The following is a 15,804-nucleotide window of genomic DNA, read 5'->3' on the forward strand; positions in this document are numbered from 1 at the left end:
TCTCACAATAATATTGTGCCTGTTTAAAAATAAAAAGGAAGATCTCACGATCTTCCTTTATATAACTTTGCTAGCCTCCGATCACATATTTGATCATTACTCCCGCAGCAACCGCAGAACCAATAACACCCGCTACGTTGGGCCCCATAGCATGCATTAACAAAAAGTTTTGCGGGTTAGCTTCCAAGCCCACTTTATTTGTTACACGTGCTGCCATCGGAACCGCTGATACCCCAGCAGAGCCCAGCAGTGGATTAACTTTGTCTTTACACACTTTATTCATTGCTTTCGCCATCAACAAGCCAGCCGCTGTACCGACACAGAAGGCAACGATTCCTAATGCTAAGATCCCTAAAGTTTGCGGCTGCAAAAACTTATCTGCCATCAATTTAGAACCAACAGAAAGACCTAAAAAGATTGTCATGATATTGATGAGTGCATTTTGTGCCGTATCAGATAGGCGCTCAACGACTCCACACTCACGCATTAAGTTACCGAAACAGAACATACCTAAAAGCGGGGTCGCCGACGGAAGGAGCATCGCAATTAAAATCAGCAACATCAGAGGGAAGCAGACTTTTTCGATCTTGCTCACCACTCGCAATTGCGACATCGTGATCTTACGTTCAGCTTCTGTCGTTAGCGCTCGCATAATAGGCGGTTGAATCATTGGAACTAATGCCATGTATGAATAGGCAGCAACGGCAATAGCACCGAGTAACTCTGGAGCTAACATGCTCGATACATAGATTGCCGTAGGACCATCAGCACCTCCGATAATGCCTATAGCAGCAGCTTGCGCAACGCTAAAGTCCATAATGCCCAGTTGGCTCAGACCGAGAGCCCCAAGTACTGTTGCAAAAATACCAAACTGAGCTGCAGCGCCAAGCAAGAGTGTTTTCGGGTTAGCAAGTAACGGTCCAAAGTCTGTCATTGCGCCAACACCCATGAAAATAACCAAAGGCCCAACACCAGAGGCTATTGCAACACTGTAAAACGTGTACAACATGCCGTCGCTGTAATTGTATTGCTCTGCCAACAGGTTCAAGGCTACTTTGTCTTGCGGCGATGCCATATGATAAGCATGCTTTATTGTTTCGGGTGCACTATCTGCAAGGTTTAGCACAGCAGAAAACGCACTCATGACTTCGGTTTTCCCTGCATATATTGCCGCTTCGACACCACTAACGGCAAGATTAGCATCTGGCAAGTTGGCTAAGATCCCACCTAAACCGATAGGCACTAAAAGTAAGGGCTCAAAGTTTTTTACAATGGCGAGATAAAGTAACCCTAAACCCACAATAATCATGATCGCTTGACCATATTGTAAGTGAAGGAAGCCAAAATCTCGGACCAAGGCTAAAATACTGTCCATTTTAATCCCTTACGCCAATGCGACTAATGCGTCGCCAACTTGAACCGAATCACCCTCGGACACACTTAGGCTTTCGACAACCCCACCCCTTGCTGCACGAATTTCTGTTTCCATTTTCATCGCTTCTAGAATGAGAATAACTTCACCTTCTTTAACCAGTTGGCCTATTTTTGCGTGAATTTTCCATATATTCCCAGCCAAAGGCGCAGCAACTGTTTCGGCATCACCAGAAGGAGAAACCGGCGCTGCTGAAACAGGCGCTGCTAATGGTATGGTGCTAGAGCTTGCTAATACTTCGGGATCAGCACCTTCGTTAATTTTCACAACGTAACTTTGGTTATTAACGTTAACCGTGTAAATGCCTTCGTCTTCTTTCGTTTGTGACGCCTTTTTTGTCGCTATTGCTTGCGTGGGCATTTCTGGTACAGGTTCGAAGGCATCTGGATTGTTGCGGTTTTCTAGGAACTTCCAACCAACTTGGTCGAATAGAGCGATGGTCAACACGTCATCAACTTTGCTCTCGGCTAACTCTATTCCCTTCTGTTTTGCCTGTGCAATGACAGATTGAGTGAGCATTTCCATTTCTGAGTCGATCAGATCGGCCGGACGACAAGTGATCGCATCAGCCCCATCAAGCACTCGAGATTGCAGTTCACGGTTCATTGGTGCTGGGGTTTGACCATATTCTCCTTTCAATACACCGGCCGTTTCTTTGGTTATGGTTTTGTATCGCTCTCCCATCATTACGTTGATAACCGCTTGTGTACCGACAATTTGTGAAGTTGGTGTCACCAGAGGGATAAAACCTAGGTCTTCACGAACTCTCGGAATTTCTTCCAACACTTGGTCCATTCTGTCTAAGGCATTTTGCTGTTTAAGCTGACCTTCCATGTTAGTCAACATGCCACCAGGAACTTGCGCGACGAGAATACGCGAATCAGAACCTTTTAATTGGCCTTCGAAATCATGATACTTTTTGCGCACTTCACGAAAGTAAGCGGCGATGCTTTCTAATTTTTCGACATTTAATCCGGTATCACGCTTGGTTCCCCTAAGAGCCGCAACAATAGACTCGGTGCACGGGTGTCCATACGTTCCGCTCATTGAAGAAATAGCGGTATCAACTCGGTCAACGCCTGCTTCGATTGCTTTTAGTAACGTCATGTCAGCAAGGCCCGCTGTCGAATGACAATGCAGATGTAGCTCTACATCCAGCTGTTTTTTAAGTGTCGACACCAACTCGTAGGACTCATACGGTGTCATCACGCCGGCCATATCTTTTATCGCAATCGAATCCACACCGGTTTCTACTAGTTGCTCCGCAACGTCAACCCACGATTGCATGGTATGGACTGGGCTCGTGGTATAGCAAATCGTACCTTGTGCATGTCCACCTTGCTTCTTAACAGCTTTGATCGCTTGTTGCATATTACGGACATCATTTAGCGCATCAAAAACACGGAATACATCCATTCCATTTGCGACGGCGCGTTCAACAAATTTGTCTACCACATCATCGGCATAATGGCGGTAACCTAATATATTCTGGCCACGAAACAACATTTGTTGCTTGGTGTTCGGCATGGCTTTTTTTAATTCACGTAAGCGATGCCACGGATCTTCACCTAAAAAGCGTATGCATGAATCGAATGTTGCCCCGCCCCACGTTTCAAGTGACCAATAACCGATGTTGTCTAATTCTGATGCAATTGGCAGCATGTCGTCTAAACGCAGACGTGTCGCGAATAATGATTGGTGAGCGTCTCGTAAAACGACATCCGTGACGCCTAATGGCTTAACAATGTTGGACATGGTGATCCCCTGTAATCCTAACTGAATTTTTTCTTGTGATGATGCAATGCAGCTGAAATCGCTGCGACTAAAGTGTCGTCTGAAGGTGCATATTTTGTTGCAGGTGCAGCGGCGTTGACCGCAGGCGGTTCAAAACGACAAGCGAGGTTGGTTAAAAGACGAATTGCGCCAACCAGCAAACATAGAAAGCAAAAAACAAAGCCCATGCCGAGCGCCATGAGAGTAATGCCTTCAAATATAATTGGATCTTGATTCATATTATGTTGAAACCATCTTGCTGAAAGTTTCTCTAGTCTACGTAGCGTGATCGATTTTCTTCGTGAAGCCCATCATTCAATTTCGTTCATTAAACTACTTAAATGGTGTTTATAAATTTTATTATTTATCGAACTCCAGTTAAGAATTTTGCTGTTAGTTTGGTCACAAAAAAACACCGTTAAAAATTAAAAATATCTATAATCTAAATAAATTCATTTAGGTCATTTAAAACACTATTACCATAGATAATTGTTCAGCAACGCAGAAATAAATACCCCCTCATCCTTTACACTTTAATAACAAATATCCAAGAACGATTAAGGGATGAGCCATGCCTACCACGACACTTCATGATCTTTTCATGAGCAAACACCAACGAGTTGAACGTCAGAACGAGCTTGTATTTCACCATAAGCTTCCCCTTGTGACTCTTACCTTGCATATGCCCGTTGAATTGGCCAAAAAGTCCTACACTAAGGTCATTTTTCAAAGCGCAATCAACGCAATACAAGGCCAGTTAGCTGAATTAGGATGGGCAATTGCAACCCGGCAACTAATGCACCTTAACATCGGCTCTGAAGCGCTGTTTGTTGTCGATACCACCTCGGCCAATCAACTTAAAAAAGCGATGATCAAAATAGAACGTCACCACCCTCTTGGTGCAATCTTTAATATTGATGTCAGTGATGCGCGCGGCAAGACCATTTCTCGGAAATCCAGTCAGCTTCCTCCTCGTCAATGCATCATTTGTGATGAAATTGCCCAACGTTGTAATATGAATAATAAGCATTCGATTAGTGAAATCGAAACCAAAATTCTAGCCCTGTGCGACAGGCAAGTTAACGTAAGCTAGTTCTTTCAGTTACTCACATAAAAAACGCCAAGCTGAATAGCTTGGCGTTTTTTATATTATATTGGATGGCAATCGGCTCACTGGCCATTATCTCTTGTTTGTTCAAACGACACCTACAACTTAAATGGCATTAGCTTTGGATTTTATGCTCATTGCTTTACGTTTTGCTTGGTATATTGACGTTTCAACACTAAATAAGTTTCTTAGGTAATCATACGTTGTGGCTGGAACCAATTGCTGTATTGAGCTCCACTCACTATCAAACAACAAATTACGAACTAAGGAAGCAGACACTGGTTGGCCAATACATTCGCTCCGTGGTATTTCAATTAAGTGAACTGGAGGACTTTCGAGTGTCGGAGTGACTAACCACTGTTGCATCTGTTGATTATAAAACCGTGTCACGCTGCAAATAGGTTCGGTTCCGACATAGCGATGAGTAATACCCAATGCAGGCGCAATATAAGAGCGGAACAATTGTAAATCCACGGCGGTGTGACAATAGTTAATCACACCTTCATCTTTAAGAAAATAACTAGGAAAAGTAGCTCGCGAGATAATGTAATCGGATCCTTCATGAATGATGACGTTGGCTAGATCCGCAACGCCCGCTCTGATCATCGCTAACCGATCTTGATATGAGAAAAATGAGCGGTCTTCTTTAACAACAAATAGATGAACCCAATCGCATTGTTTCGATGCATGCTCTACTAAGTGACGATGCCCATTCGTAAAAGGATTCGCATTCATTACTATGCTCCCAATCTGGTCTCCCAATTGTTTGAGCTGGGTTAACTGGTTACAATAACTAAGTAATCTAGATTTACTGTTCTCCATCAAAATCACGCGGTTTTTTACCGAAGTCAGGAGATGAAAACCTGCATTATGGAACATCTGATAGTTATCTGGCTTGGTGTAAATAAAGAGGTTATATCGACCCATATCGTAAGCATGAGTGACCAACTCAGTAAGTAACGTTGTCGACAAGCCAAAACCTTGATGCGTTTCATCGACTGCGATCGACTTCAGTGTACTGCCCGCTAAACCACCACAACCAACAACCTGACTTTGCGAATAAGCGATGACAAACAACTCTACGTCGGCGTCTACTCCTAAGCCCATAACGGTAAGGAAGTCTTTAACTTTTTCCATCTTCCTTGTGTTGTTTTTTCTTATTTTTTCGAAGTGATATGGCATATGCACAGAGCAGTCTCATTGCAGTAATAGAGTGACATTAAAATTATCTTATTTATACGATTTATAGTAATTGACATTGGTCATATACAGCACCAAGTATTAAATATTTAAATGGCGTTAATGAATTTATTTAACTTCGAGATTTCACTTAACTATATATAACAAAAAATGGCTCTGAGTTATTACTCAAAGCCATTTAAATTAGCAATACATATACAATTCTACATCAATATTGCAACCATTAAGCAGGTTGTGCTTCTTTCTTACTTTTTCTCATCATACTTAGAATCGGAAGGCCAATAGACAGTACCGTAATTGCAATCAGTACTTGAGAAACCGTCGAGCCCGCAAAGATTGAGAAATCTTGATCCGAAATGCGGAATGCTTGACGGAACGACTGTTCCATAGTCCCACCCACGATGACGGCAAGAATCATCGGTGCTGTCGGAATATTCGCACGCTTCATCACAACACCCGCCACACCCAAAATAATCAGGATGTAGAACTCAATGGTTGAGTTACTGATTGCGTAACAACCGATGAATGCTAGGCCTAGTACAATTGGGTACAATACTTTAGGTGGAATAGCCAGTACTCGCACCAACACACCTGCTAGTGGAATATTAACCACCGCAAGGATGATGTTAGCAACAAACATACTTGCTATCAGACCCCACGCGATATCGGCGTGTTGCACGAACAATAACGGCCCTGGTTGAATGCCTAGCATCAGAAGCGCCCCCATCATTACCGCAGTGGTACCAGACCCTGGAACACCTAGCGCTAACATCGGGATCATCGCACCAATTGAAGCCGCGTTATTCGCAGATTCAGGAGCCGCAAGACCTTCGATTGCACCGTGACCAAATTCTTCGCTGTTCTTAGACAGTTGCTTCTCATTGTTGTAACACATCAGAGAGGCCATCGTACCACCAGCGCCCGGTAAAGAACCGATGATAAAGCCGACCGGAGCACTTCGCAGGATTGCCCATTTAGAACGTTTCAAGTCGTCGCCTTCAATCCATATTCGCTTAAATTTAGTCTGTGCTTTCTTGGTTCCTTTACTTAGTGAACTGAAGCTCTTAAATACCTCACCCATTGCATAAATGCCGATAATAACGACTAGGAAATCGATACCCGTTTGTAGGTGTAAGTTACCAAATGTGAAACGCTCAGTACCACTTTGTGCATCGATACCAACCGTTGCAATCGCGAGGCCTATCACCATCGACAAGAAGCCTTTAAGCATATTGCCTTTTGACATGGATGCCGTCATAGACAAAGCAGCAACCATCAATAAGAAATACTCTGCGGGGCCAAATTTTAAAGCGAAGCCCGCTACAGGTTCAGCTAAAAGTGTCATCAATACTGCTGCAATCGTACCACCAATTAATGAAGCGATTGCCGAAATAGCGAGTGCGGATTCAGCACGACCTTTCATTGCCATCGGGTAGCCATCGAATGTCGCGGCAAGTGCTGCACCGTCCCCCGGGGTGTTAATTAAGATCGAACTACGAGAGCCCCCAAACATCGCACCAATATATACACCAGTCATGGTAATAAGCGCGGCCGTTGGACCCATTGCGAAGGTCATTGGCAGTAAAACCGCAACGCCCGTTGCAGGGCCAAGGCCCGGAAGCATACCAACGATGGTGCCCAATACACCACCGACGGTAACAAGGAGTAAATGATATGGTTGCAACGCAACACCAAAACCATTCATTAAGTTAGCTAAAATCTCAGTCATGGTTATTACGCCTTATTCCATAAATGGTAGAGGTGGAAGGCTGATTGCTAATAATGTATTAAAGATAAAGAATACACTTACAGCAAATGCCAATGCGATTGCAGCACTTTTTATCCACGCTTTTTTACCACTGGTAATAGTAAGCATCGCGAACATAAATAAGAATGTGCTGATTACGTAACCTAGAATATCAAATACCATTGCATATCCAGTTGCTATAATGCAGGTATATAAGATTCTTTTACGGTCGAACTTTTTCACTTCGTCTTCATTAATTAAATTATTGAAGGCAAGAATTGATTCCTTCATATTACTTTTTAACAGTAATATGCAACCAACGATTATAGCAAGAACTGCAACACCCATTGGGAAATATACGGGATCTAACGGGTTACCGAATGCTGCGCGAGGCATAGTATATGCCATCCCGCCATATATCAGGCCAAATACGACACTAAATAAACCTGTAAACGCATCCCAGTTTGGACGAACGCTTTTGTTTTCCATATGTTATCCTTTCGCTAGGAATGATTAAGGAACATTAGAAGATGACAATTAAGAGGGAGATATTCCCCCCCCTCTTATTATGAGGTCTTTATTTCAACAAATTACTTTATTATTTTCTAGAGAATATCTCAGCTAGTATGCCTTTGTATTCTTCATTTGTTTGCGCTAGGAATTTAGTGAAATCTTCGCCATTTTGGTAAGCTGCGTCCCAGCCATTGCGCTTACGAGCTTGCGCCCACTCTGGAGTTTCAACCATTTGCTCTAAAGTTGTTGTCCAGTATTTAACGGCATAATCCGGCATGTTTTTAGGGCCGAATAAGCCACGCCAGTTTTCAAACGTCGCATCGATGCCTTGCTCTCGCACGGTAGGAATTGCGGCGACGGCACCTTCCCCAACGCGCTTATCTGCAGTTTGAGCAAGTGCTTTAAGGTTGCCACTTTCTACTAATTGCGTCACATCACCAAGACCGGTTGAAATGAGGTCAACGTGTCCACCCAGTACTTGAGCCACAGCACCACCGTCTTGAAACGAAATGTAGTCAATCTTATTTAGGTTTGGTACACCCGCGGCTTTAGCAATGAGTAGGAATTGAATATGGTCCATACTACCTGCTGCAGAGGTACCACCCACTTTCACACTTTTAGGATCTTTCTTCAGAGCTTCCATTACTTCGTTAATCGAAGTGTATTTCGAATCTTTAGAAACAACGAATACACCGTAGTCCGTAATTAGACGAGCTAGTGGAGTGGTATCTTGATAACTGTATTTACTTGCGCCAGTTAACTTAGTTAGCAGAATTGGTGGCGAATATACTGAAATAAGTTTATCGCTGTTCTTCTGGGTTTGCATGTAAGCAAGGTTTACCGCACCACCACCACCGGGACGGTTAGTAATCGGCATATTTGCTTCTACAAGCCCAGTATCTTTCAATGTTTTGGCGACAGTACGGATAGTTAAGTCCCAACCACCACCAGCACCAGAAGGGGCAACAAAAGAAAGCGTTTTGGGCGGGTAATCTTTCGCAAATGCATTACTCATTGGCAGAGCTGCAACAGATGCAATGGCAGCGCCTATCATTACGTTTTTAAGTTTCATGTTCATTGATAATATACCTATTATTGTTATTTCCTTGATTCAATTTGTAGCTGATTAGACATATATTCAGCTTTAAATTGATGGAGTTATTATTCAACGAACTGGCAATGGTTAATGTGATTAAATACCCTATAAAGTAGTTCTTTTATGAGAGTTATGACGTTAATGAATTTTAATCACTTACTACGATGTATAAACCCAACGCAAACATCATTTTATTAAATAAAAAACAACCAGTTACCTATTAAAAACCGGCTAGAACAATCATTCATGACGTTGTGATACGCATCATTTTTTATTAACAATTTAAAGGGAGAACTCTAATTAACGTCATTTAGAACACTATCTAAGTGTTATTCATGTCGCAATTATTAGCTCCATAAAAATCGCGACCTAGCGGTTATATGGGTAATTTAGATTTTGTACAGACAAAATTAAGCCCTACTAAAAGCAGGGCTAACGTTAAATTCAAGGACATTTGGCTTTATAACTTAAAGAGCCCAACTAAGCCGTCCAGCTTGTGAGATAGCTCTTTTAAGTGATCGCTGCTGCTGGTAAGTTCTTGGGCAACATCCGCAGTTTGACCGGTTAACTGGTTAATACTTTCGACATTTCGATTAATTTCTTGTACGACAGTTGACTGCTCTTCCGTCGCGGTCGCCACATGGATATTTTGGTCACTGATGGTCATGATATGGTCAATGATTTCATTTAATACGCTATTGGTCGTTTCAGATTGCTCGACCACTAATTGACTTTGTTGTCTGCCTTTGGAAATCGCCTCAACGGCTTTGTTCGACTCTTCTTGTAGCCTATTGATGACTCGTTGTATTTCTTCCGTAGATTCTGCAGATCGACCCGCTAGGCTTCTTACTTCATCCGCAACCACTGCAAAGCCTCGCCCTTGTTCTCCAGCCCTAGCCGCTTCTATCGCAGCATTAAGCGCCAATAAATTTGTTTGCTCCGATATACTACGAATGGTTTCGAGGAAAGAACCAATCTCGTCAACTCGCTCGGCCAACGATTGAACGACTTGATTCGCTTCGCCCAGATCTTCAGTCAAATGACTGATTTGCGCGCTACCTTGACTGACTTGTTCGTTACCATCGCTAGCTTTTTCTGAGGCTTGCTTTGCCCCCTCTGCAGCCAATGCCGCATTGTTAGCAATCTCTCCAACGGTTGCCCCAAGCTCATGAATTGCCGTTGCCACTTGAACTGTTCTATCACGCTGCATCGTGCAGTTATCTTGAGTTAATGTGGCTTTATCGGTGACATTATTGGCGGCGTCGGCCAACTGATGGGAGTTAGTCGCAACTTGTTCTATTGCATGATGTACGTTTTTCAATAGGCGATTCATGCTATCACTGATATCAGTGAGTTCGTCTTTACCGCTTAAGTTGATTTGCGTATTCAGAGCCATATTATCAGCCGCATGCGCTATCGTAGTTCTTAAATAACTAACACGCTTCTTCAAATTAGTGACAATAATGGCAGACAAAATCACAGACAGAATCAAACCAAACGCGATAAAACTTTTAAGGTAGTTCTGGCCATCTTCATGACTTTCAATACTGATATCATGTTGATGTTTTGCTTGATCTAGCAACGCATCGAGGATCACATTCGCTTCTTTGCGCAATACTCCATAAGTTTTTGCATATTTATCACGGTATATAGCTTGCGCCGTAGGGATATCATCCGCTTCAAAAGCTTTAAGCATAGGATCGAGCTCATCGCTCACCATACGCTCGAACCCTGCCAACAGCTTCGCTACTTGTTTTTGTTGTTCCGGATTTACCTGCGTTCGTAGTGCATGTTCTATGGACTCTCGCATTTCAGGTATGTCTTCAAGCCTGGTTTCGTTGACGCGAGTTAACACGCCTTTTTTGTCTCTTAAGGCGGTTTCTTGCAATAGCATCATATCAATACCAACACGCATACGAGGAATACGTGAAGCCACCTCGGCCATTGACCGCATTGGTGCAGAGGTATTCAGATAGAGCTGCTTAGATTGAACTTGCAAAGTGGACATACTTTTAAAACTGGCGAGTCCTACTGCCACTAAAACCAAACAAGGCAAAAAAACGGCAAAGATCAAACGACTTTGCAGCGTGAAACGATTCAAAAACATACCTGTACCTATACACGAAAGAGTTAACCGTCAACTATAGAGTGTCAGCTAAACAATTCTCACTTGCGAGATAAGTTTTAGAAGTATTTTAAAAACGTAAATGATTTTAATGAATTTTATCCCTCAGACGCTTTAGCTCAAATTAATCTAGTCATCGACAATACAGCTTATCTAACTTGATTTTGAATAACTAACTGGCTGTTCGTATACCTTGTTTGCCAATAGTTTGCTTTTTCAGGGTTAACCCTTTGATATTTAGACAATGAATAAAACTCTACTAACAATTTTTGAGCTTCTGCTGAATCGTATTCTGCCGCGTTGGTTAACCAAAATTCTGCTTTCACTGTGTCCATATGTTTATCACTTAAATGCCATTGAGCAAGGCTAAGTTGCGATAACGCATCTCCACGTGAAGCCGCGATTTTGATCCATTGAATATCAGCACCGTCTTGCAAAAAATACATTTCTTGATTTCGAGCTAAATGGATAATGGCTGGCATATATCCATTAGCTGCAGCACGCTCTAGCCAATAGGTCGCTAATGTCGCATCTTGAGCCACACTGACTCCATAGATATACAAAAGCGCCAAATTATACTGTCCTTGGGGGTGGTTTTGATTGGCAGCCAAGCGATACCAGAATGCGGCTTGATCAACGTCAACTTCAAGTTGCTCGCCTTGCTCATACATCAAGCCTAACTTAACTTGGGCATGTGCCAAACCTTCTTGCGCCGCATTCATCGTCGCGTCAAGTGCACTATCAGCTGTCGTCGCTGATTCAACGTTAATAACGGCAGAATTACCGTCAGCGCTTTTAGAGTCTTTGTTTGAAGGTTTAATATTCGCATAGGCCAACGCGCTAGCGCCCACAGCTAGGCACAAGATAGTCGTTCTTAAGTAAGGTCGTTTCATGGTCGCTCTCCGATATAGAGATCCAGCATAATCGGTTTACGTCCTGAACATTTACCATTTTACGCCACTGGTTAAGTTATGACCGTGCGTTTACAATGTCAGCGGCAAGTCAGTAGTCTAGTCTAATATCTAAGGTTATAACCCAAGGTAACTAGCTAAATAAGCTACACTTTCTAATGACAACTCATTTTCATTAATTAACGAACAAACACACAACCTAAGAAAAGCAAAAGGATTTGCATACATGACTCCGGGTGGTTACCAAGTTCCAGTGATACAAACGGAATACGCAAAATACTCGTCACTGTATTTTCTGAATATGGGCTCAACTTACAAAAGTTACTCCACGATTCAGGGCTTCCGGCTGATCTATTGCTATCCGACAGTGATTTTATTCCACTAGAGCCGTTTAATAGGCTCATCGATATAACATCAACACAATTGGGGATCACTCAATTTTCCGCTCTGCTCGCCCTCTCGTTTCGGAAGCATATTATCCCGCAACTCCTACCCACGTTTTCCAAATACCACACTGTCGGTGAAGCATTGGGTAATATCGATGTAATACTTAGTAAAGATTTTCCAGGGAGCAACGTGTGGCTAGAGCGGAAACAAGATAAAAGCTGGTTTTGCAGACGTCCTCCTTTTGAGCACTCACCCGTCTTAGAATGGGGTGAGGCGTTTGCCATCATCTATATTATTGAATTAATTAACGCCTTGACTCGCAAGCAATGGCACCCAACCAACATTAAATTACAAGGGAGAGAATCAGATATCGTAAAATCTATCTTGCCCAAACAATGCAGGCTGTCTATCGAACAAGGAGCAACCTCGGTGTGCATTCCTAACCACATGCTCACAACACCTTTGTCACTCTTTTCGCAAATTCTTCGAGCTTCACCGACAACGGTTGAGTGGCATACTAGTTTTACCGACAGTGTATTTGAACTATTGAGACCCTATGTGAGGGAAAGAAATCTATCATTAGAAGAAGCCGCCGAACTGCTTAACTTTTCAGTTAGAACATTGCAACGAAATCTCGCGAAAGAAAAAACCTCTTTTAGGAAAGTTAAAGAAAATCTGATGTTCACCGTCGCATGTGAGTTAATGGAAGAAGGCCATAACCTCACCTATATTTCAAATCAGCTTGGCTACCACGATATTTCTAAGTTTTCTCGTGCGTTTAAGCGTGTTTCTGGATTGGCTCCGAGCGTGTATAAGAAGTCGATCATTGCGTTACATTCGCAGTAATTCGACTCGCAAGTGCTCTTCATCTTCATAAGCAACAACCGTTTGAAAGTGACCGTCTTTTTCGATCACTTCAGAAAACACATCTTTGTGTTCCTCACTGCCTATAAAAAGAATCTGAGTTGCTGAGAACATAAGGCCATCTTCATCAAAGCTGCCTTTAAGATCTTCATCCACAACACACACTAGCACCTTGCCATAGCGTGCTTTTAAATCAATTTTGTGCGCCATCGAATACTGAACTTTCGTTTTTAGCTTGTGTTCCAGAGCGCCTACCAACTCGACAAAACAATGTAGGTCCGTTGAAACCGTATGACGCAGCCTTTCTTGTTCTCTGGTTAAAATCGACTCAAGGTTACCATTTGGTTTGCGCCCTAGTAATAGCCAATTCTTCGCCGTTTTTCTCGCAACTTTATACCGATTATCTTTGGTCGCACGTTTAAGGAACTGAACCAATAAATTACTTTGCTCTGTTGATGAAAGGCGTTTATCAAGTCTTTTGAATTCTAGATGCAGTAAAGCGTGGGTGCTGATTTCTAGCAGCAATTTTGATTGGCTCATTCAGGTTCCGAGTTGTTGCAGCAATTCTTATTAATATCATATTATTATGAGTGTAACGCCGCTTTCAGGCTAGATCTTTTTTATCACAACAAACTATTTACCCCCAAAGAGCTAACGGAATGCGAGTTGTGCCACTAATATTCAAGCAGTTAACCACGCATTCCCCCCTTGATGGATTATTTCACCCTCATTACTTCGGCCATTTCTAAAAGCGACTGCTCTATATAAAAATGCATCGATTCAAGGTTTGCTTGCATCTTGGTCCTTGCGGTCATGTTAAAACAGATAGAGTCATTGCGAATAAAGTAGCGAATACCGTAACCGTTTTGAACGATTGGGCCATACCCAGCTAACTCAACGCCATATTCTGAAGTCGTACTGGTGCACACAACACTGTTCGTCAAAGCCAAATAGCCGTCATCACTAAATAACTCCGGTAACTCAGTAAGGCCAAGCTTTTCTTTTGCCATTTTATAACGATATTTCAACGCCAAAAAATGAGAATATACGCCTCGGCCAGTTCTGCACTCATTGGCTCTTTGTGTATGTTTTTTCGTAGCAAGTACCAATGATTGTTGCTTGGTTCTAATTTCACAACCAACGTTAATCATAGTGTTTATAAATGCTAGTGACTCAGGAGACACGGTATAAAGCACATCAATACGCCCTTCTTGAAATGTTCTCGTCATTACCGCTTCATAGGCGCTGTAACATTTACCATATAACTTGTACTCTGCGAGCTGTAATGCCAATTGCACAAAGGCGTCTGGGCTTACACCAAACGTTTTGATTTGTTCCTTTCCGAAAGAAGAAAAACCTAACACTCGGGTTTGCGTCTCACTAATATGCTGTTGAAATCGCCCCTTGGCACTCTCTAATAGGTGACTCAGTGGCTCATTAAGTTCAAACGACAGTGGTTCAATATCACCAACCTGTGATTCAAACCCGGTGTTGCCTTTGGCGTGAACATTCAAAAATACTTGGTCGATGTTGTCATAAACATGGGCAACCAAACGTAGCATGACCGAACCATCAACCCCAGTATGTTCAAAGTTGATGCCTGTTTTTCCGTTCCTGAAAACAACAAACTGCAACGACTTATCAAAATACCTATCACAACCAATACCATGAAGTAATTGCTGCGAAATATCTTGTATTTCTTCAGGTTCTTCTTGATCCAAACATATCGCAAAGGTTGCTTGTTCTATCGTATTCATCGTCGCTTGATTCTGGTTAGACAAACTCAGTAATTCAGCTCGCCCTTGTGCCCAGACATCACGTTGTAATGTTGTAAGCAGCCCAATGTTCTGGCCGTTATCAGCAATAGAAATGATCTGATCTAGTTCAGTTTCAAGATCCGTTGGTGATTTAATGTTCTCGCTTTCATCCAACATTTGAAGCTTAAATACGTTGCCATTATGCAATACGATAATATGGCGACGAGAAGCCGACACTTTAAGTTCGTCTGTGCCACTTTTAGGCACCCGAGTTGATGAAAAAATGTTGTCATACTGAGACATACAAAGCGGCGCGTCTTTTTGCATGTCGGTAGAAAGTGATTTTGTATCGACCAACTCAATGAACTGATACACACAGGATATAAGCGATGCAGCAATATGAGCTTGACTGTTTTTCCCTTCATCGAGCTTGCTCTTCAAGTAATAAAATACATTGCTATTAATTGGCAATGGCGCTCGTGATTCTAAATATAGATCTTTCCAAACTGGAGATGACCAATTTCTCACCTCTAGTGAACTTCCCCATTCAATTAAGTCACTTTGAAGTGCTTCACTACAACTCCCATCAGCTAAAAATCGCTCTACCGCAGCTTTAGTACACAGCTGTTGTTGCGCGGTTAATAACGGAGCCGACCATTCCAGAAAATTATGACAGGTCTCTTCCAAGTTTGGGATAGGCATCGTGGGTAGCAATGGAAAATCATGAGATCCAGAGCTGCTTTTGTCAGAGTGATTGGTTCTATTTGGTGTCAGCGTTTTACCCATCGTTACTTTCTTCCTTAATCAAGATGAATGCGAGTCCGATACTGCTAGGGCTGCTTACAATTTGGTCTCTAATGTTTCAGTTTAAGAGTACGAGCCCATACAGTT

The 15,804-nt window shown here is 42.5% G+C and carries 12 protein-coding genes and 1 pseudogene; 2 read left to right on the forward strand and 11 right to left on the reverse strand.

Annotation, left to right across the window (positions count from 1 at the left end):
* Positions 1–70: 70 nt before the first annotated feature.
* Genes VTAP4600_RS17950 through VTAP4600_RS17960 form a run of 3 tightly spaced genes read right to left on the reverse strand, consistent with a single transcriptional unit; the run spans position 71 to position 3,444 of the window.
* Positions 71–1,375, reverse strand: coding sequence for a sodium ion-translocating decarboxylase subunit beta (locus tag VTAP4600_RS17950; protein WP_102524177.1), 1,305 nt, complete (start codon positions 1,373–1,375; stop codon positions 71–73).
* A gap of 9 nt (positions 1,376–1,384) precedes the next feature.
* On the reverse strand, positions 1,385–3,187 hold the full coding sequence (gene oadA / locus VTAP4600_RS17955; protein ID WP_102524178.1) for a sodium-extruding oxaloacetate decarboxylase subunit alpha: 1,803 nt from the start codon (positions 3,185–3,187) through the stop codon (positions 1,385–1,387).
* Positions 3,188–3,204: 17 nt separating this feature from the next.
* Positions 3,205–3,444, reverse strand: coding sequence for an OadG family protein (locus tag VTAP4600_RS17960; protein WP_102524179.1), 240 nt, complete (start codon positions 3,442–3,444; stop codon positions 3,205–3,207).
* 332 nt (positions 3,445–3,776) lie between these two features.
* Between VTAP4600_RS17960 and citX the strand changes: the two genes are divergently transcribed.
* Positions 3,777–4,298: a citrate lyase holo-[acyl-carrier protein] synthase gene (gene citX, locus VTAP4600_RS17965; protein ID WP_102524180.1), complete on the forward strand. Its 522-nt coding sequence runs from the start codon at positions 3,777–3,779 to the stop codon at positions 4,296–4,298.
* A 120-nt stretch (positions 4,299–4,418) separates the two neighbouring features.
* Here the strand turns inward: citX and citC are convergent, their stop codons facing one another.
* From citC to VTAP4600_RS17995, 6 genes are all read right to left on the reverse strand, one after another.
* Positions 4,419–5,495 (reverse strand): [citrate (pro-3S)-lyase] ligase, encoded by a 1,077-nt coding sequence (gene citC / locus VTAP4600_RS17970; protein ID WP_172443227.1) that lies wholly within the window; start codon positions 5,493–5,495, stop codon positions 4,419–4,421.
* Positions 5,496–5,736: 241 nt separating this feature from the next.
* Positions 5,737–7,242: a tripartite tricarboxylate transporter permease gene (locus VTAP4600_RS17975; protein ID WP_102524182.1), complete on the reverse strand. Its 1,506-nt coding sequence runs from the start codon at positions 7,240–7,242 to the stop codon at positions 5,737–5,739.
* A 12-nt stretch (positions 7,243–7,254) separates the two neighbouring features.
* On the reverse strand, positions 7,255–7,749 hold the full coding sequence (locus VTAP4600_RS17980) for a tripartite tricarboxylate transporter TctB family protein (protein WP_102524183.1): 495 nt from the start codon (positions 7,747–7,749) through the stop codon (positions 7,255–7,257).
* Positions 7,750–7,858: 109 nt separating this feature from the next.
* Positions 7,859–8,851 carry a Bug family tripartite tricarboxylate transporter substrate binding protein gene (locus VTAP4600_RS17985; protein ID WP_102524184.1) on the reverse strand — a complete coding sequence of 331 codons (993 nt, stop codon included), beginning with the start codon at positions 8,849–8,851 and terminating at the stop codon, positions 7,859–7,861.
* A 478-nt stretch (positions 8,852–9,329) separates the two neighbouring features.
* Positions 9,330–10,976, reverse strand: a complete 1,647-nt coding sequence (locus tag VTAP4600_RS17990) for a methyl-accepting chemotaxis protein (protein WP_102524185.1) — start codon at positions 10,974–10,976, stop codon at positions 9,330–9,332.
* A 167-nt stretch (positions 10,977–11,143) separates the two neighbouring features.
* Positions 11,144–11,887 carry a tetratricopeptide repeat protein gene (locus VTAP4600_RS17995; protein WP_102524186.1) on the reverse strand — a complete coding sequence of 248 codons (744 nt, stop codon included), beginning with the start codon at positions 11,885–11,887 and terminating at the stop codon, positions 11,144–11,146.
* Positions 11,888–12,131: 244 nt separating this feature from the next.
* Between VTAP4600_RS17995 and VTAP4600_RS18000 the strand changes: the two are divergent.
* Positions 12,132–13,138, forward strand: a pseudogene (locus VTAP4600_RS18000) (helix-turn-helix domain-containing protein).
* On the opposite strand, the gene VTAP4600_RS18005 reads toward VTAP4600_RS18000, so the two are convergent.
* The gene (locus tag VTAP4600_RS18005) at positions 13,124–13,696 is read right to left on the reverse strand and encodes a DUF2913 family protein (protein ID WP_102524187.1); all 573 of its coding nucleotides are present in this window, start codon (positions 13,694–13,696) and stop codon (positions 13,124–13,126) included. The pseudogene VTAP4600_RS18000 and the gene VTAP4600_RS18005 overlap by 15 nt on opposite strands.
* 176 nt (positions 13,697–13,872) lie before the next feature.
* Positions 13,873–15,699, reverse strand: coding sequence for a choline/carnitine O-acyltransferase (locus VTAP4600_RS18010; protein ID WP_231897967.1), 1,827 nt, complete (start codon positions 15,697–15,699; stop codon positions 13,873–13,875).
* Between the last annotated feature and the right edge of the window lie 105 nt (positions 15,700–15,804).

The sequence above is a fragment of the Vibrio tapetis subsp. tapetis genome (assembly GCF_900233005.1).
Taxonomy (GTDB): Bacteria; Pseudomonadota; Gammaproteobacteria; order Enterobacterales; family Vibrionaceae; genus Vibrio; species Vibrio tapetis.